The sequence below is a fragment of the Sorangium sp. So ce887 genome, assembly GCF_051521455.1.
Taxonomy (GTDB): domain Bacteria; phylum Myxococcota_A; class Polyangia; order Polyangiales; family Polyangiaceae; genus Sorangium.
The window spans coordinates 6,192,515-6,216,846 of sequence record NZ_CP150354.1 but is presented as its reverse complement, the minus strand read 5'-3'; the positions used below and the strand labels follow the sequence as shown (position 1 = coordinate 6,216,846).

Here is a 24,332-nt window from a genome sequence, read left to right as displayed (position 1 = left end):
GACGGATCCACGCGCTCTCGGCGGTCTCGCTGCAGGGCGGACTCCCAGGCTCGACCCACAAGGCCAAGCTCGGCCAGTGACATGATCCGTGGATCTGCCGAAGTCCAGGGAATTGCCGTGCGTTGCGGCATTTCCATCACCTGGCAGCATTTTCACGGGCATCGGCCCCCCCGGTGAAACCACGTAGGACGGAAAATCGGGTCACGAGCAGGGCAGGTGAGCTCTCGGCAGCCTCGGCGCCGGTGCCCTCGGGGGCGCCCAGTGTCATGTCCGGCGCGCCCAGAGCAACGACGTGTCCGTCCGGGTCGAGCCATACGGCGGCGCCGGGATGCGCAGGAGCCATGGAGAAGTCGGACTCGGTGAGCGATTGTCCGAGGCGCGCGCGCCGGGTGCCGTCCTCGGTCAGGCGGGCGACGGGGAGGCTGGAGGCGGCTGCCTCGGCGAGCGGACGCAGGGCGGCGCGCAGCGCCCCGGCGCCGGCGTCGAGGAGCACCGCCTGCGCCACCGTGAAGGCGCCGCTCGCGGTGCGGCGGAGGGCGGACAGGTGCGCGGGCACGCCGAGGTGCGCGCCGAGATCGCCGGCGAGCGAGCGCACGTAGTAACCCTTGCTGACCTCGAGCTCGAGCTCGAGGGTGGCGGGCGCGGCGTCCGCGGCCGGCGTGTCGGGCCCGCCGCGCGAGGCGCCGGCGACCGCGAGCGACCGGACCTCGACAGACCGCGCCGCGAGATCCACCGCCTGGCCGGCGCGCGCGAGGGCGTAGCTGCGCTGCCCCGCGACCTTGATGGCCGAGTAGGCAGGCGGCGTCTGCTCCCTCCTCGCCCGCTCCGCGTCGAGCGCCGCCGCGATGCGCGGCGCCGCGCGCGCGACCGCCTCGGCGCCGGGGGTGCCGCCGGCCCCGGCGAGCGCGCCGAGCTCGTCGTCGAGCCACGCCGGCAGGGGCTGCGCCGCCGTGATCTCCCCGTCCGCATCGAGGGTGTCCGTTCCGACGCCGAGGACGACGCGCGCCGTGTAGCGCTTGTCCTGAGCGGTCAGGTACGGGGCGAGCTTGGTGGCCTCGCCGACGAGCACCACGAGGACGCCGGACGCCATCGGGTCCAGCGTCCCCGCATGCCCGATGCGCTTCACCCCGAGGACGCGGCGCAGCCGGGCCACGACGTCATGGCTCGTCGGCCCGCGTGGCTTGTCGATCACCAGCACGCCGTCGGGGCGTGGCCTCCCGGTCGTCGCCCGCTCGGGCTCAGGGGGCGGTGCCCCTTCCACGGTGTGCTCGGGCATGGGCGGAGGATCCGTCTGCGCAGTCTGCTTCATCCGAACCAGATCGATTTCCGGGTGGCCAGCGTCTCGTCGAGGAGCCCCTGGATCGTCGCGCGCACCCGCTCGGCGAGGCGCCGCACAAGGATCTGGTCGTCCGCCGCCTCGGGGCCGTAGGCGTCGAACCGCATCGGCTCGGCCATGCGAATCTTCCACTTGGTGGGCGCGGGCACGAGGCCCAGCGGCCCGAGCGCGGGGAACGTCGGCGTGATGGGCAAGTACGGGATGCCGAGCGCGCGCGTGACGTGCTCGACCCGGTAAAGGAGCGGGTTCGTCTCCTCGGCCCCCACGATGGCGCAGGGCACGAGCGGCGTGCGCGTGCGCAGACAGAGCCGGATGAACCCGCCGCGGCCGAACCGCTGGAGCTGGTACCGGTCCTTGTAGAGCTTCCCGCTGCCCTTGGCCCCCTCCGGAAACACCGCGACGAGCCGCTCGCCCGCGAGCAGCCGCTCGGCGTTCTCCTGGCAGGCCCGCACGGCGCCGAGCCGGTTCATGATCGTGCCGGCGAACGGCAGATAGTACACGAAGTCGTCGGCCAGCCAGCGGAGCTCCCGATGCGCCGGGTGCTCCCGCCGCACCGCCGCCCGCAGCATGAGCCCGTCGTACGGAATGGGCCCGCCCGCGTGGTTCGACACCACGAGGCACCGCCCCTCGCTGGGGATGTGCTCGACACCCTGGAGATCGATGCGGAAGTAGTGCCTGTACAGGAAGTCGAAGAGCGGCCTGTAGCGGGCCTCGTACTTGGGATCGAAGCCGAACTCGTCGACCTCCTCCGAGCGGCTGCGCAGGCCGGCGCGACCCCACTGCCGCAGGTAGAAATCGGTCGACAGGACGTCCCGCGCCGTCCCCGGCTCGGACGGCGGCGGCTCGCTGGCGTGGCCCTCGTGAGCCGCGGGCGCGCTGCCCTGGCGGGGGCCCCGCTGCGTCTCGGGCCCGCCGCGACTCCCCGCGCTCGCGTCGTGCGGCTGGCCCCCGGCGAGCATGCTCTTGAGCCGCGTCTCGAGCTCCCGGATCTGACGCTCCAGCTCGTCGGCCGTCACCGGCACGACAGGGGCGTGCACCTCGGACGACTGCATCTTTCGCCCGTCCGAGGGCTCCGTCGGGCCGATCGGCGCCAGGTACCGGGTCTCCTCGTCCTCGACGTCGATGCTCGGGACGACCTGCCTCGACCCCGGTCGTTCGGAGCGCCCCCGCGCCGACGCCGATGGCCCATTCACTGCTCCCTTGCGCGCTCGATCGTGCTCCGTGCCCATGCTTACCCCCCGAACCGCCTCACGCGGGTGTCTCCTGCAGGAGCCGCACGTCCCGCAGCCGCTGCGCGCTGGTGTAATCGAGAAGCGCCTCGCGCGTGGAGTAGACCGGCCGGAACCCCATGACGCGCGCCGCCTTCTCGCCGTCCGCCACGCACACGTAGCGCAGGTAGCGCAGGAAGCTGGGCGGCGCGATCGCCGCGTGCGCAGCCCAGAGGGCAGCGACGAGCGGGCCGGCGGCGCTGTGCAGCACCGGAAAGGACGTCCGGCCCGCGAGGCGCACGATCGTGGAGACCGGCAGCACGCCGTCGCCCACGATGTTGAACGTTCCAGGGAAATCGCTGTCGATGGCGAGCTTGAAGGCGGCGATCGCGTCGACCTCGTGGATGAACTGCCACAGCGGGTCGAAGCCGAGCATGGTCATGACCAGCCGCCGCGCCAGGTACCGGGTGAGGTAGTTCTGGACGGTCGGACCGAGGATCGGCGCGGTCCGCAGGATGGTGACGGTCGTGCCCTTGGCCTTCGCGCCGAAGGCGTTGAACTCCCGCTCGGCCGCCATCTTGTCCGCGAAGAAGCGCTCCTCCGGATCGGCGCGGAGCGGGTGCTTTTCCGTGAGGAAATTGGGGTTTGTCGGGTGTGCGCCGTAGAGGATCGTCTGGCTCCAGAGGATCAGCTTGCGCAGGTTCGCCTGGCGCGCGCCGTGGAGCAGGTGCATCGTGCCCACCGACTCGAGCTCGTGGGCCCAGGCGGTCGCCGGGGTCGGCGACGAGAGGAAGCAAAGGTGGACGAGCGTGTCCACCTGCTCGGCCGCGAGCACCTCGGCGACGTGCTCCTCGGACGCAGGCGCCGTCAGGTCGACCGTGTGCAAGCGCAGCTTGGAGCCGCCCGTGTCCGGCGGCTTGAGGTCGATGGCCACCACGCGGGCGATGCGGGGATCCTCCTCGAGGATGCCGATGAGGTTGCGCCCGAGGAAGGACGCGGCGCCGGTGAGGGCGACGACCCGGCCCCTCGGGCCGGACGACGCTTGCCGGCTGACAGGCGAGGCCTCGGCCGCCGCGGGCTCGCCCGGGCTGCTCGTCGCCGCGCCTGGGTCGGCGGCGGGCGCGGCGCGGTCTGCACCTGCGGCGGAGCTCCGCTCGGCAGGGTCGTCGTGGGCCGCAGCGTCGGGGTGCTCGGACGGGGAAGCCATGCGCGCGGGCGCGACACTACCTGGTCGGCCGGCGCGCGCAAGCGCAGCGCGACGGCCGCCGTGCCCGCCCGCGACGTCCGCAGGGCGGCGCGGTCACAGCATCCGGCGAAGGACCGGGTACGGCTCGAAAGCGTTCACCTCGACGAATCCGTTCCTCGTGAACGCGGAGACCGGGCCGGTCCACAGCTCCTCGTCGCTCACCGGCTCCTTCGGACGGCGAGGCAGGGCCTCGAGGGCGCGCGCACCCCAGGCGGGCGCGAGCTCCACCGCGCCCGCGACGAGCGCCGTCGCGACGCCCTGCCGGCGATGGCCCGGGTGCACGACGGCGCAGCCGATCAGGAAGACGCCGGCGCGATCGCCCGCGAAGCACGGCAGCCCCCGGTACAGCCGGCGCTCGTAGGCCTTCGCCACGACCGCGGCGGGCGCGACCTTGAGCCACCCGACCACGTCCTGGACGTCCTTCGCGAGCGCCACGACGCCGCGCGCCTCGTCGCTGCCTGCGGCGAGCGCCTCGGCGAACTCCCGGCGGTTCTCGCCCTGGCCGTCCGAGCACCGCGCGAGCCACTCGTTGTTGGTGCCCCCGAAGTGGTAGTAGCGGCAGTAGCAGGGCGTGCCGGCGGCCTCGAAGAGCGCCTCGAGCCCGGCCAGGTGCTCGGGGCCGGCCGCCGCCACCGCGATCGCGGAGCTCACCTTCGCGCTCCCTTTCTCACGCGATCGACACGCGCGCGCGCAGCCCGCGCACCGGAGAGATCTGCTCCCACGCGTAGGCCGCCCTGCAGAGCCGCGCCTCCTCCAGCGCAGGGCCGATGAGCTGCAGGCCGACGGGCAGCGCAGGCCCGCCGTCGGGCGCCGGCGCGGTCGCGCACGGGACGCTGATCGCGGGCAGGCCCGCCATGCTCGCGGGCAGCGTGTAGACGTCGGCGAGGTACATCGAGAGCGGGTCGTCGACGCGCTCCCCGAGCCGGAACGCGACCGTCGGCGAGACCGGCGCCGCGATGAGGTCGACCTCGCGGAAGGCCTCGTCGAAGTCGCGCCGGATCAGCGTCCTGACCTTCTGCGCGCGCAGGTAGTACGCGTCGTAGTAGCCCGCGGAGAGCACGTACGTGCCGAGCAGGATGCGGCGCTTCACCTCCCGGCCGAACCCCTCGCCGCGCGTGCTGCCGTAGAGGCCCTGGAGGTCCGCCTTCCCGCCGCGCTCGCCCTCCACGCGCAGCCCGAAGCGCACGCCGTCGAAGCGCGCCAGGTTGGACGACGCCTCGGCGGTCGCCACGATGTAGTAGGCCGCCACGGCGTAGCGCGTGTGCGGCAGGTGCACGGGTCTGATCTCGCAGCCGAGCCCGCGCAGGCCCTCGATCGCCTCCCGCACCTTCGCCTCGACCTGCGGATCGATGCCCTTCGCAAAGTACTCCTCGGGCACGCCGATGCGCAGGCCCGCGACGTCGCGGCCGCACGCGGCCTCGTAGGCGCCCACCGGCGCGTCGAGGCTCGTCGCGTCGCGCGGATCGCGGCCCGAGATCACCTCGAGCAGGCGCGCGGCGCCCTTCACGTCCTGCGCGAACGGCCCGATCTGGTCGAGGCTCGAGGCGAACGCGATGAGGCCGTAGCGAGAGACGCGGCCGTACGTCGGCTTGATGCCGACGACGCCGGTGAGGCTCGCCGGCTGCCGGATGGAGCCGCCCGTGTCCGAGCCGAGCGAGCCGGGCGTCATCCCCGCCGCCACCGCGACCGCGCTGCCGCCGGACGACCCGCCGGGGATGCGCGTCGGGTCCCACGGGTTCTTCACCGGGCCGAAGGCGCTGTTCTCGTTCGACGAGCCCATCGCGAACTCGTCCATGTTGCACTTGCCCGGCAGGATCGCGCCGGCGTCGCGCAGGCGGGCGACGACCGTGGCGTCGTACGGCGGGCGATACCCGCGCGACGGGTCAGGCGCCTTCAACGATCCGCCCGCCGCCGCCCGCGTGAGGATCTTCGAGCCGGCGGTCGTCGGCGCGCCCTCGGTGCAGAGCGCGTCCTTGAGCCCGATCGGCACGCCGGCGAGCGGGCCGAGCGCATCGCCGCGCGCGCGCCTCGCGTCGAGCGCGCGCGCGGCCTCGACGGCCTGCTCGCCCTGCAGGGTGAGGAACGCGCCGAGCCCGCCGTCGCGCTGCTCGATGCGCGCGAGCGCGGCCCGGGCCACCTCCTCGGCGCTCACCTCGCCGCGCTGCACGAGCGCCGCGAGCTCCGGGATGGATCGATCGAGGATCGCTGTGTCCATCGGCCTCACCCCTCGTCCACGAACGCCGGCACGGCGAACCCGTCGTCCTCGACCCGCGGCGCCTCCCGCAGGGCCACCTCGCGCGGCAGGCTCGGCGCCTCCTCGTCGGCGCGGAGCGGCAGCCGCTCGATCTGCACGTGCGCCGTCGGCGGCACCGCCGAGACGTCGAGCTCCTCGAGCTGCCGGACGTAGCTGAGGATGTTGCCGAGATCACCGGTGAGGCGCTCCATTTCCTCAGCGGAGAGGTCGAGGTGGGCGAGGCGCGCTATCGTCAGCGCCTCATCGCGGCGGAGAGGGGGCGAGTCAGCGTTCGACATGGCGAGCGCCCGATGTAGCACCGCCGGTTCGGCGGACGCTAGAGCCGGCCGCATGGAGGGCCGCCCCACGCGCGCCCCCCGAATCTGGCCGCGGTACAAAAACGGTGATAACGGCGGGCTCTCGCGCGCTCGGTCGTTCTCGGTCGCTCGGGCAGGAGCCCCGGCCCGCCGCGCGTTGTTGGCGAATGCTGTCCCCGAAAACGCCCTCCCTGCGCCGCGAGCGCATCGGCATCATCGTCCTCTGCATGGCCGCGGCCGTTGCGATGTCGCCGGACGTGGGCGGAGGCGCTCGAGATCGCTCGACCGCGCTCGCCGCGGAGCTCGCGGAGCAGGGCATCACCGCGGCGTCCGGCGACGTGGTCTGGGTGGACCCGCCGCGCGGCGGCTTCCGCCCGCTCGGCGTCACGGCGCGCGCCGTCGCGCGCGGCGCGCGCCGTGACGCCGACCGCGGGGAGCCCACCGACCTCTACCTCGTCGACACCAGGCTCTCGCCCGAGGGCGTCCTGCTCGACGTCTCGGGGATCCACAACCTCACGGAGACGAGCAGCGCGGACGAGTCGAAGCCGGTGCTCCGGCGCGACGCGCTGGCGTACATCTCGCGCCCGCTGATCGAGGCCGCGTCGCCCACGGTGCACGTGCTCGATCTCGGCGGACGGGAGCTCCCGGGCGGCGCCGACTGGCCCCTCGTCGAGCGGCTCCAGCACGCCCTCACGAACTGGCAGGCGACCGGCCGGCTGCGCGGGATCGGCCGGCGGACGTTCGCGATCGACCCCGCCCCCGCCGAGGACCTCGCCGCCGAGGACCCCGGCGTGGAGGATCCCGGCGCCGCGGAGCCCGACGGGGGCAGCCGACGCGCCCCGAACGCGGGCGACGTCGCGATCGCCCTCGAGGACGACAGCGCGGTCGTCGTCCGCGCGGCCGGCCGCGAGGCGCGCCTGCCCCTGCACGGCGCGGACGCGCCGCTGCCCGCGTGGATCCGCGCCGAGGCGTTCGAGACGGCGCGGCCGGGGAACTTCGTCACCTGGGCGGTCGACCGGGTGCGCTTCGTGATCGGCGACGCCGCGATGCAGACGGTCAAGGCCGTGGCGTTCACGGCGCTCGATTTCGTGCTCCGCAACAAAGAGGCGGTGACGGGCGACACGGGCGCCGAGGACATCGCCTCGGACCTCGGCAAGAGCGCGCTGGATCCGCCCGTCCGCCAGAGCCCGATCGATCCCGAGATCGGCTGGCCGCCCTCGCCGCTCGATCCGTGGGTGACGCCGGCGCTGCCCGGGGAGGGGCAGTGGAACCCGCAGGGCGGCGACGCCTTCGTGCGCAAGCTCGACGGGCTGCCGCCGGCGTTCATGACCACGTATATGCGGGCGGATCGCTCGCGCAAGGCGACGCGCGTCTACGTCGCGCTCTGGGACCCGCGGCAGGTGGAGCTGCACATGATGGCGGGCACGGTGGAGCCCAAGGGCGCGACGGGCGAGGCGGGGCCCGGGCTCATCCCGCGCACGCCCGAGGTCATGAAGCGCGTGGTCGCGGCGTCGAACGCGGGCTTCCAGGCGATGCACGGCGAGTTCGGCATGATGGCCGACGGGGTGGTGTACCTGCCGCCGAAGCCGTACGCCGCGACCGTGGCCGTCCGGCGCGACGGCAGCACCGTCTTCGGGACCTGGTCGGAGGACGAGACGATCCCCGAGTGGATGCTCTCGTTCCGTCAGAACATGACGGTCATGGTCCAGGACGAGAAGTGGAATCCGTTCGGACGGACATGGTGGGGGGGCACGCCGCCCGGCTGGGCCGACAAGACGCACACGGTGAGGACCGGCATCTGCCTGACCCGGGAGCGCTTCGTCGCGTATTTCTACGGCGCCGACGTCAGCCCGGAGGCCCTGTCCCAGGCGATGATCCAGGCCCGCTGCGCCTACGGGATCGCGCTCGACATGAACGCGGGCCACAGCGGGCTCGAGTTCTACCATGTGGCGCCGAGCGGCGAGCTGCCCGCGCTGGGGCGCCCGCTCCAGGGCGAATGGGAGGCGGAGGGCGAGGTCTCGGGGCTCTCGGGCTACCGGTTCCGCGGCCGCCGGCTCATCCGCGGCATGGGCCTGATGAATTTCCCCCGCTACATCCGGCGGGAGGCGCGCGACTTCTTCTACATGACGCTGCGACACCTCCTGCCGGGGCCGCCGCTCGCCCCGCGCGCCGCGCCGGCCGAGGCGGGGGAGGGCATCTGGCGCACCCAGGGGCTCCCGCAGCACGGCTTCCCGTACGCGGTGGCGACCACCGAGCTCCGCCCCGACCCCGCGCGGCCCGACGTGCGGCTGCGGGTGCTCAAGGTCGATCCCCGGACCGTCGCGGCCACACCGCTGGGCGAGCCCGGGGCGCCCCCGCCGGCCGGGACGGGCGCGGCCGTGGCGGTGCTCGGCGACGGAGACGGCGGCGCGGCGCCCGGCGGGGGCCGGGGCGCGGCGTCGAGCCTATGGCATTCGGCCGGGGCCTTCTCTGCCTCGCCGACCCCTCCGGTCCGCGGCGCGGTCCGGATCGCGACGGGGGCTGACGGCAGCGCGGGGGCCGTGGCCGCTCTCGGCGTCAACGACGAGGACGGGATGCTGATCTACGTCGAGCGGGTGGCGGCCGGCCCGTCCAGCGCACCGGACGCCGCGCTGTCGCCGGACGCCTCGGCGCCGCCCCCGACGCCCGTGGACCCGCGCGACGCGAAGCTCCTCCAGGACTTCCTGGCGCGGCTCGGGTGCTCTTCGCGGATCTACCTCTCCCGGCCGCTCTCGGTGGCCCTCGGCGGCGATACAGATCTCTCCGGCGCCGCGGTTCACCCGCCCTCGGGCCCGCGCGCCGTCCGGCTCACGCGCGCCGAGGCGCCCGGCGCAGGCAGGATGTTCGAATCCACACCGATCGTTCCGCACAGCGTCTGGTATCCGCTCCAGCAGAAGCGAGTTCGATACTTCAAAAAGCCGAAGAGAGAGGAAACGGCGAACGGAGACCCCTGAGCGTGGGCGCGCCCGGATCCTCTCCTGGGATGCAGTAGGCGCTTGTGCGCCGGCGGTCCGAGGGATTAGAAAAAGGTCGTCGGTGCACCGTTTGCAGTCCTTCGGAGCTTGCGACCTCTCGGCGCGGATCGGCGTGGGCTCGCTGGCGGAGGTCGCGCGCGCGACGTGCCGGGTGCGCGCGCGCGCCATCGTGTCGAGGCGCGCGGTCGCATCGTTGCGCGCGGTCGCATCGTTGCGCGCGATCGCGAGCGGCGCGCGCTCGGTCCACGTCGCGCTGGGCATCTGTTTCCGGACGATGACAGCAGGCAAGCGCCTGTCCGAGGCCTCGAGCGCCGCGGACGTGATGGGGCGTTTCGCCGGCCGTGACGCGCTGGATCCGCGCGAGATCGCGGTGCGTGTGCCGTGGCTCGGTCGCCGGCATCCCCGCGATGGTGCTCGCGAAATTACCGGACCAGCGGTACGCTTCAGCGGGTCAGGTTTGCGCAGGGCTCTCGGCGCGCGCCCGCGACGAGGGCCTGCTTTTCCATGTCACGCTCATCGCGCGGTGCGTGCGCGATCGTTTCCCGGAAGCCGCGGCGAACTGCGCCGCATGTCCTGAGGAGTTCTCGAACATGGCGGATAACAAGGGCGGCAGCGATCTAGACGTATTCGAGGGGCTCGCGAAGAAGTCGTCACGCGCCACGACCCCCGCTCTCGTGCCCCCCTCGCCGCCGACGCGGCAGCGCACCCTCGTCGGCGGGGTCGGCGCGCTGCAGCCGCCTCCCAACAACCCTGCGATGACGCTCCCTGGGGGAATGGCCTCTCCGCTGCCGCCGCCGCCGGTGACGGCGAAGGGGATCAGTCCCGGCTCTCTGCCGCCGCCGATGCCGAAGGGGACCAGTCCGGGCTCTCTGCCGCCGCCGGTGATGCCGAAGGGGACCAGTCCGGGCTCTCTGCCGCCGCCGATGCCGAAGGGGACCAGTCCGGGCTCTCTGCCGCCGCCGGTGATGCCGAAGGGGACCAGTCCGGGCTCTCTGCCGCCGCCGATGCCGAAGGGGACCAGTCCGGGCTCTCTGCCGCCGCCGGTGATGCCGAAGGGGACCAGTCCGGGCTCTCTGCCGCCGCCGATGCCCCCCTCGGTCAAGCCGGGCGCTCTGCCGTCCGTGGTGCCGCCTCGCTCGCGGCAGCCGTCTCTGCCCGCGATCGCCGTCCCGGCCCTGCCGTCGAAGAGCCCTCTGCCGCCGGCGCCGACCAGCGCGCTGCCCCCGGTGGTCCCTCCGCCGGTGCGGGCGCCGTCGGTGAAGCCGCCGCAGAAGGCGGCTGATGACGCGAAGCCTCGCTCGGGCAAGGGCGCTGCGGTCGACATGAACTGGGACGACGATGAGGAGTCGACCCACGTCTACGACCGGCAGGGGAGCGACAGCATGCCCGGGCGGACGACCCCGCTGCCGGCGGGGGGCTCGCCGGCGATCCCGAAGGCGGCCGCGGCGCTGCTCGCGAGCTCCGGCGGCGCGGCGCCGTCCGCGAAGGCGCGCCCCCCCATCCCGACGCCGCCGCCGATCCCGAGCGCCCCGCCGGCGCCTCCGATGCCGGACATCGGCCACCGCCCGCTGTCGCGTAACAACGACGAGCCGACGGCGATCCGCCCGCGCCCCGCGATGCAGCAGGGGGCCGGCAAGGCGGGCGTGCTCCTCGGCGGGCTCGCGCTGGTGGCCGTGCTGATCCTGGCCGTGGTCCTGCTGGTGCCGAAGAAAGGCGCGCTCAACATCGACCTGAAGACCCCGGGCGGCGCCTCGGTCGCGCGGGCCGAGATCTTCATCGACGGCCAGAAGCGCTGCGACACCGTGCCTTGCATCGTGCGCGAGCTCGATCCCGGCTCGAAGGCGGTCAAGATCCTCGCCCCCGACTTCCCGCCGCGAGATGCCGTCGAGATCGTGGAGGGCGGCAAGGAGAAGGTCGTCGTGATCACGCTCGACGGCGCGAACGCGGCGGGGACGTCGACCAACGCGTCGACGACGACCGGCGTGAAGGCGTCGGGCGCGCAGCCCGGCGTGAAGGTCCTCGTCGACGGCGTGGAGAAAGGCACGCTGCCGCTCGAGGTCAGCGTATCGCCGGGGGAGCACAAGATCCGCTTCGACGGCGGCGAGCGCTACGAGCCCGTGGAGCAGACGGTGGAGGTCGGTCAGGGCCGGATGAAGGACCTCGGCACCGTCGCGCTCAAGGTGCTGAAGGGGCAGGTCACGCTCGATCTCGCCACGTCGGGGGCCTCGGTCAAGCTGGTGAACGCCAAGGGGACGGAGAAGAAGCTGCCGGATTCGGCCTGGAAGAAGCCGCCCGTCAAGGTGGATGTCAATCCGTCGGAGGGCTGGAAGGTCGTCGCGGCGAAGAGGGGGTACGAGGACTTCTCCCAGGCGATCTCGTTCGACGACGGGCAGGCCGAGAAGACGATCCGGATCGCGCTCGGCGAGGCGAGCAAGCCCGCGCCGGCCGCCGCCGTCGCCGCGGCGCCCGCTCCGGATCCGGCACCTGCGCCCGCCCCGGCGGCGGCCGAAGCGCCGAGGTCGGAGGCGCCGGCCGCGTCGCCGAAGGCGGAGGCGCCGGCCGCGGCGGCTGCGCCCGCGGCCGCCGCTGGCAACGCGACCCTGAACATCAACTCGATCCCGGTCTCGAAGGTGGTCCTCGACGGGCGGCCGCTGGGGAGCACGCCCAAGGTCGGCGTCAGCGTCCCCGCGGGGTCGCACACGGTGACGTTCATCCATTCGGAGCTCGGGAAGAAGTCGGTCACCGTCTCCGTGAAGGCCGGCGAGACCAAGACCGCGGCCGTCAGGTTCGAGTGACGCGACGCCAGGGACATGGGGAGAGGGAGCACCTCTCTTGAGCGTCCCTGGCGCTCCGTTCCTCGTGGCAGCCTCGCTCTTCGAGCCGATTCGAGCGCTCCTCGAGGCGACTCGATGCTGGAGGCGCGACTCCCGGGCGGATCCATCGCTGTTCGCGCGTCCGGCGCGGTGCGAGCCGCTTCAGCGCTGGAGGTGGCTCACCTGTCGTGCTCGACCCGCTCCGCCCAGGCGCGCCAGGTGGGTGCGCAGCGCGGCTCGTCCGCGTGGGCGCCGCCCGCGCAGTACGCCGGGTCGCGCGGGGGGCCCAGCACGAGGATCGCCGTCTTGCTGACGAACGGCAGATCGCGCCGCCAGATCTCGCTGAAGCCGTCGAGGCGCCGCCGGTACGATTCTGCGGCCTGCTCCCCGAGCAGCGCGTCGAGCTGCGCGCGGATGTTCTGCTTCAGCTCCTCGTCGTCCGTGACGGCGAGGGTGCGCTGGAGGAACCGGATCTGCGCTTCGCGCTCGCCGGCGCGCCCGAGGATGCCCGCGCCCCCGAGCGCCTGCCAGCTGATGTTCGCGTCGTTGCCGCCGAGCTCCGCGGCGCGCGCGAGCATCCGGGCCCCGTCGAGGCGCCACTGCGCCTTCTCCGCGGGATCGGTCAGGTACGAGGCCGGCGCGATGAAGGCGACGAACTGGCCGAGCGCGAGCCAGAGCTCGCCGTCGAGGGGGCGGTTCTGCACCCCGCGCTCCATGATCTCGCGCGCCTTGATGACCTCGTCGCGCGGGGTCGTGCTGGTCTGGAACGTGATGAGCGCGTCGGCGAACAGGTAGGGGTCGCGGAACGTCGGGTCGAGCGCGTTGATGGCGTCGAGCAGCAGGGTGAGGTTCTCGAACCGGCGGCGCTCGACGGTGTGCAGCCCCTGCGAGACGAGCACGTGGGACCAGAGCAGATCGGCCAGCGCGGAGCGGTAGCCGAGCGACAGGGTGACCACCTCGTCCGGCGGCGGCAGGACGTACACGTCGGAGGTCTCGGCGACGCGCTGCTCCAGCGCCGCGGCCGGCGCGCGCACGCTCCCGATCGCGACGGCGGCGGCGGCCGAGAGCGCGACGGTGACGAGCGCGTCGCGCGCGCGCGCGACGCGGGAGAGGAGAGGGCGGGCTGCCGGACGGACCGCTGTCCCGGGCGCCGGACGAGCCGCCATCATTCCACCTCGCGGTCCACGAACATGCCCGGGAGCACGCGGGCCGGCTCCCCGGGGATCCGCTCGCCGCGCACCTCGAACGTGGACAGCGCGCCGTCCCCGTCGAGATCGCCGTGCGCGGTCGCGACGAAGCGCATGGCCTTCGACGCGTCGAGCTCGCTCGTGAACTGGAAGGCGAACGCGTGCGGCCCCTCGAAGCGAAAATCGAGCGACCGCCACGTGAGGTGCTCCCACGACTCCGGCGGATCGACGGCGCGCACGCCGCGCGGCACCTGCGCCGGGGTCAGCGGGGCGGACGGGGGGAAGCTGATCTCCTGCGGCCGCGAATCGGCGTAGGCGACCGCGCTGGTCACCAGCCGGTCGAGCCCCTCGATCGGCTCGCTCAGCTTGGACGCGCTGAGATTTCGGAAGAACGCGGGAACGGCGACGGCGAGGACGCTGCCGCCGACCGCGAAGGCCGCGCTGAGCTCCAGCGCGCTCCAGGAGCGCCAGGTCATGGCCCCTCTCTACCTCACCCCTCCACGTCGGAACAAGCGCAAGCGAGGCGCGTGGGCCGCGTCACTCCGGGTCGTTGTGCGTGTAGAGCAGGGTGCTCGTCACGATCTCGCCGTCGCGCACCGCGCCGGTGCGGACGATCGTGCACCTCCGCCCGTCGCCGTCCAGGTCCCCGAGCGCGCCCACCTCGAACCCGTCCGGCCCGGGGAGGGGGGCGCCGGGTAGGCCCTCGCTGACATAACTCTCGCCGACCTGGTACGAGTACTGGAAGTAGATGGGCTGGCTGATCGAGAAGCCGAGGCACTGCCAGCCCACAAGCGTCGAGCCCGAGTTGAAGTCGGCGCCGGGCGCATTGCTCGGCTGGTACTTCCTCCCCTCCACGGAGGTGAAGAGGAGCGGGACCGGCGTCGCCGAGGTGCAGAGGAGATGCGTGTTCGCCGCGGTGACGCCCGTGGTGGGCAGGATCTGCGAGATGTCGCGCTCGCGCTCGTACTGGGTGATCGCGGTGCGGGTGATGACGCTGACGGTCTGCTTGGCTTCCGCGGTCTTCGCCGTGGCGAGGTAGCTGCGCACGCCGACGATCGCGAGGGCGGCGAGCACGCCGACGATCGCGACCACGATCATGACCTCGATGAGGGTGAAGCCTCGTCCACGGACCGCTGTCGTGCTCGACATGACACGCCCTCTCCGCCCGCAGACGACGCCGGGAAACTGGGGCTGCCCGGCCCATGCGAGCCGGGCAGCCGCGATGTCTCATTCGAACTCGTTGAGGACGAAGATCTGCGTGGCCAAGATCAGCTCGCGGTTGTTGAGCGTGCCGGCGCGGGCGAAGCCGCTGAACGCGGTCGCGTCGCCGTCGATGTCCCCGATCGCGCTCGCCTCGAAGCCCGCGGCGCCGACCGCAGGCGCGCCCGTGAGGGCGGCGTGAGCGTTGTTCGCATCACGGAGATAGTGGTATTGATAGTAGACAGGCTGCGACATCGAGAACTTGAGGCACGGCCAGCCCGCGGTCGAGTCGCCCAAGCTGAAGTCCGCCGCCGGGTCCGGCTGGTACTTCGTGCCCTGAGGGACGGTGGCCGGAACGGCGGCCGCCGAATTGCAGAGCTCGTGGCTCGCGGCCGCCGAGACGTCGCCGGGGGCCACGATTTCCGAGGCGGACGTCTCCCGCTCGTAGGCGGAGACGGCGCCGCGGGCGATCGCGCCCACGGTGTTCTTGGCCTCCGAGGTCTTCGCGCTCGCGAGGTACCGGCGGACGCCGAAGATCGCCAGCGCGGCGAGGACGCCGATGATGGCGACCACGATCATGAGCTCGACGAGGGTGAAGCCTCTCCTGTCGTATCGCTTCAGTGCACGCATGAGTGTCGATCCTCCGTGATGATGTCTTTAATTGGATTCTTTGCCGAGACGGACCGTGACAGTGCCTGGTGCGGGGCCCGGCCAGCCCGCAGCGCGAAAATCTCTCCCGCGGACAGGCGCTCTCGGCGCCGCGCCGGGGCAAACCATCCTCTACTCCGTGTCGTTCTCCCAGTAGACCCCGGACATCGTCGATGCCGTCAGGAGCAATGCCAGCGTTGTATCCTCATCGCGATCGCCGGCCGCCTGGATGACGTACCAGGGGCCGTTGGGCGCGAACTGCGGATCGTTCAGTGGCGGCATGGGCAAGCCGCCCCACGTGTACGTCGTGCCGGTGGCCTGCTCGAGCTGGGTCCCGACGCCCGCCACGCTCGCGTACCCGAAGCGGACCGCGCCGTCCGTCGTCACATTGAGCATCCGCCAGTTCGCGAAATCGGCGTGGCTCGGGTTGCTCCATGCGGTCTTGTGATCACCGAGCGTCGCCGAAGGGTACCAGTTGCTGAGCGAGCTCGAGACAGGCAGATACTCGAGCATCTCGGCCTTGTAGGACTCCTGCGCACCGCGGATCCCCTGTATGACGGCCTTCGGCTCGGCGACGCCCGCTGCGTTCATGTACTTGCGGTAACCGACCATGGCGAGCGCCGCGAGGACACCCACCATCGCCACGACGACGAGGAGCTCGACGAGCGTGAACGCTCGCCTCGCTGCGTTTCGCTGTCGCTGCGTGCTCCGCATCCGTCCGGACCTTCCAGCAGGCGACGTGCCAAGGAGAGCGCGGCCCGGCGTCGTCGTCGACTTGCGCGAGAAGCTCATGAGTTGCCTCGGTTTTCCTAGAGTGGAGCGGGGCGAGCTCCGGAAGGTGTGTGTTTGTGTTCGTTTGCGGTGGTGACGAAAACCGTCACTGCGGGGCGCCGGGCGGTGACGATTCTCGTCGGGACCCCTCCAGATCGTCGTCGCCCTCCCCGTCGGCGGCGAGCGCGTGCTTGGCGAGCCGGTAGCGCAGCGACCGGAAGGAGACGCCGAGCAGCTTCGCGGCGGCCTTGCGGACGCCGCCGGTGCGCTCGAGCGCCTGCAGGATGAGCCGCCGCTCGACCTCCCCGAGCACCTCGTCGAGCATGCACCCTCCGGGCGGCAGCTGCGCGAGGAGCGGGGCCGGGCTCGCGCTGAGGCCGGCGACGGCGCTCGGGAGGTCGCCAAGGCCGATGGAGGGCCCTCCGGCGAGCGCCACCGCGCGCTCCATCATGTTCTCGAGCTCGCGCACGTTGCCCGGGAAGCTGTAGGCGTCGAGCGCACGCACCGCGTCCGTCGTCAGGCCGCGGACGTCCTTGCCGAGCTCGGCGGCGAAGCGGCGCAGGAAGCGCTCGGCGAGCCGCGAGATGTCCTCCGGGCGCTCGCGCAGGGACGGCAGCTCGATGCGGATGACGTTGAGCCGGTAATAGAGATCCTGCCGGAACCGGCCCTCGCGCACCTCGGCCTCCACATCGCGGTTGGTCGCGGCGAGGAGCCGGACGTCCACCGCGAGCTCCGCGGCGGCGCCGACCGGGCGCACCTTCCGCTCCTGGAGCACGCGGAGGAGCTTCACCTGCAGCGAGGCCGGCAGCTCGCCGATCTCGTCGAGGAGCAGCGTCCCGCCGTCCGCCTCCCGGAACAGCCCGAGCGCGCGCGCGCCGGCGCCGGTGAAGGAGCCCTTCTCGTGGCCGAACAGCTCGCTTTCCATGAGCGCCTCCGGCAGCGCCCCGCAGTTGACGACAAGGAACGGCTTCGCGGCGCGGTCGCTCTGATCGTGGATCGCGCGGGCCACGCGCTCCTTGCCGGTCCCGCTCTCGCCCGTGATCAGCACGGTCGTGCGCGTCGGCGCGATCTTGCCGATCAGCTCCGAGATCCGCTGCATCGCGGCGCTCGTGCCGAGCGGCTCGCGCGACGGCAGATCGAGCCGCTCGAGCTGCGCGCGCAGCCGCTGGTTCTCGGCGACGATCGAGCTCTTCTCGAGCGCCTTCGCCGCGAGCGCGGTGAGCTCCGCCGGCGAGAACGGCTTTGTCACGAAGTCGTAGGCGCCGTGGCGCATCGCGTCGAGCGCGCTCTCCACGGTGGAGTGCGCGGTCATCACGATCACCTCGGTCGCGCTGCTCCGCGCCTTCGCCGCCGTGAGCACCTCGATCCCCGAGCCGTCGGGCATCACGAGATCGGTGAGGATCAGCGGGAACGGCTGCGGGTTCTGGCGGATGGCCTCGAGCGCGGCGTGGGCGCCGGGCGCGAGCACGACCTCGTAGCCCTGGCGGCGGAAGGCGATCGTGAGCACCTGACGGAGGCCAGGCTCGTCATCGACGACCAGCACCCGGGTGGTCTTCGGCGGGACGCTCGGCGGGATCGTCGCCATCACGCCACCACACTATCACGATGCCCCGCGCGCGCGTCGACGGCGGCCGTCGGGCCCAGCGCGCTGCGTCGTCGCGCCCGCTCAGGCCCGCGGGGATCGCGCCGCGGCGGCGCGCCCGTCGGCCTTCAGGGGCAGGCGTCGTTCACGACGCCGAGCGGCGTGCGCTCCTCGACGACGAAGGACTGCCACGCGCTCTCTTCATCTCTGCTGCCCTCCAGCTCCTGCCACACGAGCAGGACGTCGCAGAGCTCGGCCTCGATCTCGAGGTGGTACCGGCCGTTCCCGTCGGTGTCGTCCTCGATCACGCCCCGCTGCGTCCGCTCGTTGAACACGCTGACGCGCGCGCCAGGGCTGCAGTTGCCCGAGATCTGCCACACCCCCTCCCGGTCCGCGGACGGCCGCATCGTATCGGCCGGCTCGGGCGGGGGGAGGGGCAACGTCGGGCTCAGGCACGCTGCGCCGGCGAGCAGCGAGGTCGCGAGGGCAAGAGCAAGGTGAAGCGCAGCGCGGCGGAGCATCGGCACGGCACCGCTTCATAGCACACCGTGTGCCGCGCCTTCGACGCCCGTGAGCGCCGCGGTGTGCCGTGATTTTCAGCCGTCGCGCCGCGACCTGCCGGCCGGGCCGTCAATTCTGTTGGCGCTCGCGTCCATCGGTTTGCAGCACGCGCAGGGCGACGCGCCGCTTCGCCGCGACCGCGCCGAGCTCCGGGGGCAGGGGGAGCGCGGCGCCGCGCTCGCCCTCCTCCTCGTCGAGCAGCTCGCCCACGAGATCGTAGTCGCTCGCCTGCGTGATCCGGACGCGGCACATCTCACCCGGGCGGACCTCGCCGCCGGAGAGGTAGACCTGCCCGTCGATCTCGGGCGCCTGGCCGGCGTGGCGGCCCATGAGCACGTACTCGTGCTCGTCGCTCGTCCCCTCGACGAGCACATCGAGCTCGCGGCCGATCATCGCGGCGCTCTTCTTGTGGGCGATGCGGCGCTGCAGCGTCATCAGGCGGCGGTAGCGGTTCGCGGCGGTGCGCGCGGGGACCTTGCCCTCGAGCGCATGGCTGCGGCTCGTCTCCTCGTCGGAGTAGCGGAACACCCCGACCCGCTCGAACTCGGCCCAGCGCACGAAATCGCAGAGCTCCTCGAACTCGGCGTCGGTCTCGCCGGGGTGGCCGACGATGAACGCGGTGCGGAACGTGAGGTTGGGCACGCGCTCGCGCAGCGTGGAGACGACCCGCCGGAGCCGGTCGCCGCCGTGGCCGCGCCGCATCCTGCGCAGCATCGCGTCAGCGGCGTGCTGGAGCGGCATGTCGACGTAGGGCACGACCCGCGGGTGGTCGGCGAGGAGCTCGATGACGTCGTCGGTCATCGTCTCGGGGTACAGGTAGAAGAGCCGCACCCAGCGCACGCCGGGCACGTCGGCGACCTGCTGCACGAGCTGCGCGAGCGTCGCGCGTGCGTCGCCTTGCGCGCGGCCCGCGGCGTCGCGGCCGTAGGCGATCGTGTCCTGCGAGATGAGGTTGATCTCGCGGACGCCCGCCGCCGCGAGCTGCTCCACCTCGCGCACCACGTCCGGGATGGGCCGCGAGCGCTGTACGCCCCGCAGGTCGGGGATCACGCAGAACGAGCAGGTGCGGTTGCAGCCCTCGGCGATCTTGACGTAGGCGCTGCCGCCGGGGGTCGAGAGCGTGCGCGGATCGCCGGCGTGGATCAGCCACTCGGCGGGGTTGCCGACGAGCATCCGCTCCGCGTCGCCCGCGAGCACCCGGCCGAGCTTGAGCATGTCGCTCGAGCCGAGGAAGTGATCGACCTCGGGCATCTCGCGGGCGAGATCCTCGGGGTGGCGCTGCGAGAGGCAGCCGGCGACCACCAGCCGCTTGCAGCTGCCGCGCTCCTTGTGCTGCGCCATCTCGAAGATGGCGTCGATCGACTCCTTCTTCGCCTCGCCGATGAAGCCGCAGGTATTGACGACGATCACCTCGGCCTCGGCGGCGTCGTCGACGTGCGCGTAGCCGGCCGCGCGGGCGACGCCGAGCATCACCTCGGAGTCGACGCGGTTCTTGGGGCACCCGAGGCTGACGAAATGGACCTTGCGCGAGCTCATGTAGCTGCTCCTTCGCCGTCGATGAAGACGACCCTGCCGGCGGCCAGCGTCATCTTGACGCGGCCCGTGAGCTGCTTGCCGAGCAGCGGCGTGTTCTTGCTCTTCGAGCGCAGGCGCGCCGGGTCGAGGACGAAGCTCAGGTTCGGATCCACGAGGCAGAGCTCGGCGCGGGCGCCGACCTTGATCGCGGGCGCGTCGAGCCGCACGATGCGGGCGGGGGCGCGGGTGAGCGCGTCGACGAGCCGCCCGAGGGGGAGGGCGCCCTGGCGGACGAGGTCGAGCAGGACCGGGACGACGAGCTCGAGGCCGATGAGGCCGGGCGACGCCTCGGCGAACTCGCAGTCCTTCTCGAGCGTCGAGTGGGGCGCGTGATCGGTCGCGACCGCGTCGATCGTGCCGTCGGCGAGCGCCTCGCGGAGCGCGTCGACGTCCGCCTGCTCGCGCAGGGGCGGGTTGACCTTGCACGCGGTGTCGTAGCCGAGCACGGCGGCGTCGGTGAGCGTCAGGTGGTGCGGCGTCACCTCGGCGGTCACGGCGATGCCGCGGGCCTTCGCCTCGCGGAGGATGCGGACCGCTCCGAGCGACGAGACGTGCGCGACGTGGTAGCGCGCCCCGGTGGCCTCGGCGAGCAGCACGTCGCGCGCGACGATGATGTCCTCCGCCACACGGGGCCAGCCCCGGAGGCCGAGCCGCGTCGCGATCGCCCCCTCGTGCATCTGCGCCCCCTCGGTGAGCGCGTGGTCCTCGGCGTGCTGGATGACCGGGAGATCGAAGGTCTTCGCGTACTCGAGCGCGCGGCGCATCACCGCGCTCGACGTGACGCAGCGCCCGTCGTCGGAGACCGCCACCGCGCCGGCGTCCTTGAGGTCGGCCATCTCGGTGAGCTCGGTGCCCTTCTGGCCCATCGTGATCGCGCCGATGGGGTGGAGGGCGGGCCCCGAGAGCGCGCGGGCGCGCGCGATCATGGCCTCGGTGATGGAGCGGGTGTCGTTGACCGGTCGCGTGTTCGGCATCACGCACACGTGCGCGAAGCCGCCGGCAGCCGCGGCGGCCAGCCCGGAGGCGATGTCTTCCTTGTACTCCTGCCCGGGCTCGCGAAGGTGGGCGTGGAGATCGACGAAGGCGGGGAGGAGCAGAAGCCCCTCGCCCTGGACGACCTCGGCCCGGTCGGCGCGGCGCAGATCGTCGGTCGCTGCGCCGCGCCCTACCCGGGTGATGACGCCGTCTTCCACGACGACGTCGACCACGTCGTCGAGCTGTTGGGCCGGGTCGACGGCGCGCACGCCGACGATGAGAAGGAGAGGGGGAGGGGAGCCGATAGCCGCCATGGGAGCGCGCTCCCCTAGCACATGCGCCTCTCGCCGTGCACCGCTGCGGGGTCAGCGGGGGCCCAGAGCGCGGCGAGGACGCCGCTGCGAGGTCAGCGGGTGAAGCGGGTGAAGGCACGCGCTGGCCGGTAACGAGACGCGACGAGACGAGCGGCGGGCGACGCGGGATGGAAGAAAAACGCTCAGGGCGTGACGCGGGGCTTGACGGATCGCGAAGGGGTGAGGTAGTGATGCCGTCCCCGCTCGCGAAGCTGGCGGAATTGGCAGACGCGCTGGATTCAGGTTCCAGTGGGGTAACTCCCGTGGAGGTTCAAGTCCTCTGCTTCGCACCAAGCGCTCTTCTTATCCTTCTTTAGCCACTGTAGTGGCCCTCTCCTTATTTGCCGTTTTTGGCGGCTCCTGCGATCGCAGCGCTTCCCGCTCCGGGGGCGCTGCGGCCGCGGCTTCCGGTTCGAGCGACGCCGAGCCCCGCTCCGGCCCCCCCACCGGCCCCCCCGCATCGAGCGCCTCGACCGAGCCCGCCGTCGCAACGGCGCCGGTCGAGATCGCGCCTCCGCAGGGGACCGGCGTGCAGGAGTTCGTTCCCCTCGGGACCCTCGCCGCGTGCAAGGTCAAGTCGGGTGATATGGCGACCTACATCCTGCGCGAGGGGATGGGGGTGGCGGGCCGGGCCGACGGCTCGTTCGGCGCCGTGTGGCTCGTGGATCTCAAGGGCGGGGACGCGCAGATCGCGTTCGCCGGCTTCGACAGCGACGCCCGGCAGATCGCCCGGGCGAGGGCGATCTCGAACACGCGCGAGGCAGGGCTCCGGATCTTCTCTTCCGGGGACGCGTGGGCGATCACGTGGTTCGACGCGGAGGGGCTCGCGTACGCCCGGCCCCGCTGGGAGACGACCCCGCCGACGGAGATCCTGCGCGTTGGCGCCATCGGCAGGGACGTCAGCGAGCATGTCGCCATCGCGCCGGCTCCGGGAGGCGCCCTGGTGGCGGCCGCCCCCTTCGGGGCGGAGCGCAATCAGCTGGGGGTGTTCCAGTTCGCGCCGATGGATCCCGCGCAGCCGCAGCTCAAGGCGGTGGGGGTCACGCGCCACACAAAGAAGCCGCGCTGGCCGGCGGTCGCCGCGGACGCGTCCGGCGGCTACCTCGTCGCGTGGCACGACGAGGCGGACGGGAGCATCCGGGCCTCGCACTTCGACGCGGCCGGCAGGGAAGGGAATGCCCACGTCGTGGCCAAACCCCAAGGCAGCGACCTCTCGGCCGCGGCGACTCAGGAAACACCGGACAGAGAGCGGCGGCTCGGGCTCGTGGCCACCGGCGGCGGGGCGCTCGTGGCGTGGAACGAAGGGTCCACCTTGATCGCCCGTGCGCTGGACGCCGAGGCGCGGCCTCGCGGGGCGCCCTGGGTCCTCGGCAAGGGCAAGTGGCGCGCGATCGCGCCGAGCGGGGACGGGGCGCTCGTGGCGTGGGTCGGCCACGATGGCAAGGCCGAGGGGCAGCTCCTGCTCGTGAAGCTGGCCGCCGACGGAGCGCCTTCTGCCCGGGGGATCCGGGTGTCGGATGGGGTGACTCCTGTAAAGGATTCTCCCAGCCTGGCCCTCGTCGGCGAGCGCGTCGGCGTCGCATGGACGGAGGCGATGAGCCGCGGTGTGAGCACGAAGCGCGCAGTCTTGCGGGTGCTCGAGCGCGCCTGCATCCCTTGAGCTCCGACGCGACGAGAGGGCGCGTACCGCGGGCGTAGCTCCGACTCTGGCGCTAGGATAAGGGACGTGAGCCCCGCATGCGGCCCGAGTCAGCCACCGCCGAACCGCGATGCGAACGAGCCTCTGGCGGCGCTCCGGGATGCGCGGGCGGGCCTCCTGCTCGGCGAGGGCGAGCTGCCTGTCAGCGCGCCCGCCTGCGACGAGGCGGCGCGCGTCGCTGCCGCTCCCCGAGCGCCGTCGCCGAGCGGCGCCACCACGCCGCTGCCGGTCATCCGGGATCCTTACCTCACCCGGCCGCTCCCGCCGGAGCGACCGCCGTTCTCGACGCTGGCCGTGAGCTCGGTGGTCGCGGCGCTCTTCGGGCCGCTCGGGGCCATCGCCGCGATCGCCTTCGGCTGGGCGGCCCGCCGCGAGATCGAGCGGGCCCCCGAGGCGCGCAGGGGCCAGGTGCTCGCCAGCGTGGGGCTCTCGCTCGGCGTGCTCCTCACCCTCTGCTGGAGCTCGGCGATTGGCTTCGGCGTGTGGATGTGGAGCACGCACAACAGCGGCGAGACCGCCGCCGCCGCCGTCGGGGAGGGTGAGCCCTCGCCGGAGCCGGCGAGCACCGCGTCCCCGGCGGCGCCGTTGCCGGACGCGCCTCCTCCGGCGGCGCAGCCCGGCGGCAGCGTCCCTCAGCACACGATCCAGCGGCGCATCGGCGGGGTCTCCATCGTCGATATCGGCGTGGACGTCTCGACGCTCAGCGAGGAGCTCGCCAAGCAGCGCGCGGATGCGCACGCCCGGGGCGAGAAGGTCCTCGTGATGACGACGAGCGATCCGTGCGAGCCGTGCCGCGGCGTCGACCGCGCGCTCAGCGATCCGCTGATGCAGACCGCGCTCCGGAGCGTGCGGCTCGTGCGCGTGGACATCGACGTCTTCAAGGAGGACCTCGATCAGATCAAGATGCCGCGGCGGCTTTACCCCGGCTTCTTCCTCCTCTCGCCGGATCTCTCCCCGCAGGACGGGATCAACGGCGGCGAGTGGGACGACGACATCGCGCGCAACATCGCGCCCGTGCTCGGGGCGTTCGTGCGCGGCCAGTACACGACCCGCCGCCAGCCGTGGCACCCGCTGCCGGGCTCGGGCATGCGGCTCTGAGCGACGTCGCGCGCGCGGCGGCCAGCCCCCCGCGCCCCGGACGGGGTAAGCTCGGCCCGTGAAGCGCTTCATCCAGCTCGCCCTCTTCGCTCTCTGTGTCGCGTTCAGCTTCTCGGCGGCCTACAACGTCTTCTCCGACAACGCCGCGGTCGAGCGGAGGGCGGCGCTCGTCGCGTGCGGCGACGACGGCGGCTCGCTCGCGCCGGATCCGCGCCGCGCGAGCGGGGGCTGCAGGGCGCAGATGACCCGGCTGGAGCGGACGCCGTTCGGCCAGACCTTCGAGTTCACCACCGCGAAGCGCACGGTGGACGTCCGGTGCGAGCGGGCGCTCGTGCTCGCGGGCGAGTACAGCTGCAAGCTCAGGTGATCGACGCAACGGCGGCCTCGCGGGAAGGAGCGCGCCCCGTCCTCGGAGCGCCGGGCCGCGCGCCGGCGAGTCGACGCAGACCGCGGCCGGCGTGAGGCAGACGGCGCCGGGGCAGCGCGCGCGCTGCGCCGACCCGCGCCACGCAAGAGGCGTTACCCTCGCGAAAGTTG

The 24,332-nt window shown here is 72.8% G+C and carries 21 protein-coding genes and 1 tRNA gene; 7 read left to right on the top strand and 15 right to left on the bottom strand.

Going from position 1 to position 24,332, the window contains the following annotated elements; all coding sequences use genetic code 11:
• Window positions 1–136: 136 nt before the first annotated feature.
• From WMF36_RS22890 to gatC, 6 genes are all read right to left on the bottom strand, one after another.
• On the bottom strand, window positions 137–1,309 hold the full coding sequence (locus WMF36_RS22890; RefSeq protein WP_437581753.1) for a tRNA pseudouridine synthase B: 1,173 nt from the start codon (window positions 1,307–1,309) through the stop codon (window positions 137–139).
• Window positions 1,306–2,529, bottom strand: coding sequence for a lysophospholipid acyltransferase family protein (locus WMF36_RS22885; RefSeq protein ID WP_437581752.1), 1,224 nt, complete (start codon window positions 2,527–2,529; stop codon window positions 1,306–1,308). Before WMF36_RS22885 ends, WMF36_RS22890 begins: the two co-directional genes overlap by 4 nt.
• Window positions 2,530–2,584: 55 nt before the next feature.
• Complete coding sequence (locus WMF36_RS22880; RefSeq protein ID WP_437581751.1) at window positions 2,585–3,751, bottom strand: NAD-dependent epimerase/dehydratase family protein; 1,167 nt, start codon at window positions 3,749–3,751, stop codon at window positions 2,585–2,587.
• Between the two features lie 93 nt (window positions 3,752–3,844).
• Window positions 3,845–4,441, bottom strand: coding sequence for a GNAT family N-acetyltransferase (locus WMF36_RS22875; RefSeq protein WP_437581750.1), 597 nt, complete (start codon window positions 4,439–4,441; stop codon window positions 3,845–3,847).
• Between the two features lie 16 nt (window positions 4,442–4,457).
• Window positions 4,458–6,005: an Asp-tRNA(Asn)/Glu-tRNA(Gln) amidotransferase subunit GatA gene (gatA, locus tag WMF36_RS22870; protein ID WP_437581749.1), complete on the bottom strand. Its 1,548-nt coding sequence runs from the start codon at window positions 6,003–6,005 to the stop codon at window positions 4,458–4,460.
• A gap of 5 nt (window positions 6,006–6,010) precedes the next feature.
• Window positions 6,011–6,322, bottom strand: a complete 312-nt coding sequence (gatC, locus tag WMF36_RS22865) for an Asp-tRNA(Asn)/Glu-tRNA(Gln) amidotransferase subunit GatC (protein WP_020737093.1) — start codon at window positions 6,320–6,322, stop codon at window positions 6,011–6,013.
• Between the two features lie 185 nt (window positions 6,323–6,507).
• Here gatC and WMF36_RS22860 point away from each other — a divergent pair, with 185 nt between their 5' ends.
• The 3 genes from WMF36_RS22860 (at window position 6,508) to WMF36_RS22850 (ending at window position 12,128) form a co-directional block, all read left to right on the top strand.
• Entirely contained in the window at window positions 6,508–9,312 is a 2,805-nt protein-coding gene (locus WMF36_RS22860) for a hypothetical protein (protein ID WP_437581748.1), read from the top strand.
• Between the two features lie 82 nt (window positions 9,313–9,394).
• Complete coding sequence (locus WMF36_RS22855; RefSeq protein ID WP_437581747.1) at window positions 9,395–9,910, top strand: hypothetical protein; 516 nt, start codon at window positions 9,395–9,397, stop codon at window positions 9,908–9,910.
• Window positions 9,911–9,923: 13 nt separating this feature from the next.
• Window positions 9,924–12,128, top strand: coding sequence for a PEGA domain-containing protein (locus WMF36_RS22850; RefSeq protein WP_437581746.1), 2,205 nt, complete (start codon window positions 9,924–9,926; stop codon window positions 12,126–12,128).
• 197 nt (window positions 12,129–12,325) lie between these two features.
• On the opposite strand, the gene WMF36_RS22845 is transcribed toward WMF36_RS22850, so the two are convergent.
• From WMF36_RS22845 to WMF36_RS22805, 9 genes are all read right to left on the bottom strand, one after another.
• A complete protein-coding gene (locus WMF36_RS22845) occupies window positions 12,326–13,315 on the bottom strand; it encodes a hypothetical protein (RefSeq protein ID WP_437581745.1) in 990 nt (329 codons plus the stop codon).
• Window positions 13,312–13,809 (bottom strand): hypothetical protein, encoded by a 498-nt coding sequence (locus WMF36_RS22840; RefSeq protein WP_437581744.1) that lies wholly within the window; start codon window positions 13,807–13,809, stop codon window positions 13,312–13,314. Before WMF36_RS22840 ends, WMF36_RS22845 begins: the two co-directional genes overlap by 4 nt.
• Before the next feature lie 61 nt (window positions 13,810–13,870).
• Window positions 13,871–14,482 carry a type IV pilin protein gene (locus WMF36_RS22835; RefSeq protein WP_437581743.1) on the bottom strand — a complete coding sequence of 204 codons (612 nt, stop codon included), beginning with the start codon at window positions 14,480–14,482 and terminating at the stop codon, window positions 13,871–13,873.
• A gap of 78 nt (window positions 14,483–14,560) precedes the next feature.
• Window positions 14,561–15,163 carry a type IV pilin protein gene (locus WMF36_RS22830; RefSeq protein ID WP_437581742.1) on the bottom strand — a complete coding sequence of 201 codons (603 nt, stop codon included), beginning with the start codon at window positions 15,161–15,163 and terminating at the stop codon, window positions 14,561–14,563.
• A gap of 150 nt (window positions 15,164–15,313) precedes the next feature.
• Complete coding sequence (locus tag WMF36_RS22825; RefSeq protein WP_437581741.1) at window positions 15,314–15,895, bottom strand: type IV pilin protein; 582 nt, start codon at window positions 15,893–15,895, stop codon at window positions 15,314–15,316.
• A 163-nt stretch (window positions 15,896–16,058) separates the two neighbouring features.
• Window positions 16,059–17,537 (bottom strand): sigma-54-dependent transcriptional regulator, encoded by a 1,479-nt coding sequence (locus WMF36_RS22820; protein WP_437581740.1) that lies wholly within the window; start codon window positions 17,535–17,537, stop codon window positions 16,059–16,061.
• Between the two features lie 125 nt (window positions 17,538–17,662).
• Window positions 17,663–18,055: a hypothetical protein gene (locus WMF36_RS22815; RefSeq protein ID WP_437581948.1), complete on the bottom strand. Its 393-nt coding sequence runs from the start codon at window positions 18,053–18,055 to the stop codon at window positions 17,663–17,665.
• Between the two features lie 109 nt (window positions 18,056–18,164).
• A complete protein-coding gene (gene rimO, locus WMF36_RS22810; RefSeq protein WP_437581739.1) occupies window positions 18,165–19,631 on the bottom strand; it encodes a 30S ribosomal protein S12 methylthiotransferase RimO in 1,467 nt (488 codons plus the stop codon).
• Entirely contained in the window at window positions 19,628–20,959 is a 1,332-nt protein-coding gene (locus WMF36_RS22805; protein ID WP_437581738.1) for a dihydroorotase, read from the bottom strand. The genes rimO and WMF36_RS22805 overlap by 4 nt, the downstream gene beginning before the upstream one ends.
• 245 nt (window positions 20,960–21,204) lie before the next feature.
• Between WMF36_RS22805 and WMF36_RS22800 the strand changes: the two genes are divergently transcribed.
• The 4 genes from WMF36_RS22800 (at window position 21,205) to WMF36_RS22785 (ending at window position 24,162) form a co-directional block, all read left to right on the top strand.
• Window positions 21,205–21,291, top strand: a tRNA-Leu gene (locus tag WMF36_RS22800).
• Window positions 21,292–21,527: 236 nt separating this feature from the next.
• Window positions 21,528–22,658: a hypothetical protein gene (locus WMF36_RS22795; protein WP_437581737.1), complete on the top strand. Its 1,131-nt coding sequence runs from the start codon at window positions 21,528–21,530 to the stop codon at window positions 22,656–22,658.
• Window positions 22,659–22,724: 66 nt separating this feature from the next.
• Window positions 22,725–23,795 (top strand): DUF4190 domain-containing protein, encoded by a 1,071-nt coding sequence (locus WMF36_RS22790; protein WP_437581736.1) that lies wholly within the window; start codon window positions 22,725–22,727, stop codon window positions 23,793–23,795.
• A gap of 58 nt (window positions 23,796–23,853) precedes the next feature.
• Window positions 23,854–24,162, top strand: coding sequence for a hypothetical protein (locus WMF36_RS22785; protein ID WP_437581735.1), 309 nt, complete (start codon window positions 23,854–23,856; stop codon window positions 24,160–24,162).
• The last annotated feature ends 170 nt before the right edge of the window (window positions 24,163–24,332 follow it).

Coding starts and splice junctions, on each gene's coding strand:
- WMF36_RS22890 (WP_437581753.1), bottom strand. CDS start 1,309: ATGAAGCAGACTGCGCAGACGGATCCTCCGCCCATGCCCGAGCACACC.
- WMF36_RS22880 (WP_437581751.1), bottom strand. CDS start 3,751: ATGGCTTCCCCGTCCGAGCACCCCGACGCTGCGGCCCACGACGACCCT.
- gatA (WP_437581749.1), bottom strand. CDS start 6,005: ATGGACACAGCGATCCTCGATCGATCCATCCCGGAGCTCGCGGCGCTC.
- gatC (WP_020737093.1), bottom strand. CDS start 6,322: ATGTCGAACGCTGACTCGCCCCCTCTCCGCCGCGATGAGGCGCTGACG.
- WMF36_RS22860 (WP_437581748.1), top strand. CDS start 6,508: ATGCTGTCCCCGAAAACGCCCTCCCTGCGCCGCGAGCGCATCGGCATC.
- WMF36_RS22850 (WP_437581746.1), top strand. CDS start 9,924: ATGGCGGATAACAAGGGCGGCAGCGATCTAGACGTATTCGAGGGGCTC.
- WMF36_RS22845 (WP_437581745.1), bottom strand. CDS start 13,315: ATGATGGCGGCTCGTCCGGCGCCCGGGACAGCGGTCCGTCCGGCAGCC.
- WMF36_RS22840 (WP_437581744.1), bottom strand. CDS start 13,809: ATGACCTGGCGCTCCTGGAGCGCGCTGGAGCTCAGCGCGGCCTTCGCG.
- WMF36_RS22835 (WP_437581743.1), bottom strand. CDS start 14,482: ATGTCGAGCACGACAGCGGTCCGTGGACGAGGCTTCACCCTCATCGAG.
- WMF36_RS22830 (WP_437581742.1), bottom strand. CDS start 15,163: ATGCGTGCACTGAAGCGATACGACAGGAGAGGCTTCACCCTCGTCGAG.
- WMF36_RS22825 (WP_437581741.1), bottom strand. CDS start 15,895: ATGCGGAGCACGCAGCGACAGCGAAACGCAGCGAGGCGAGCGTTCACG.
- WMF36_RS22820 (WP_437581740.1), bottom strand. CDS start 17,537: ATGGCGACGATCCCGCCGAGCGTCCCGCCGAAGACCACCCGGGTGCTG.
- WMF36_RS22815 (WP_437581948.1), bottom strand. CDS start 18,055: ATGCTCCGCCGCGCTGCGCTTCACCTTGCTCTTGCCCTCGCGACCTCG.
- rimO (WP_437581739.1), bottom strand. CDS start 19,631: ATGAGCTCGCGCAAGGTCCATTTCGTCAGCCTCGGGTGCCCCAAGAAC.
- WMF36_RS22805 (WP_437581738.1), bottom strand. CDS start 20,959: ATGGCGGCTATCGGCTCCCCTCCCCCTCTCCTTCTCATCGTCGGCGTG.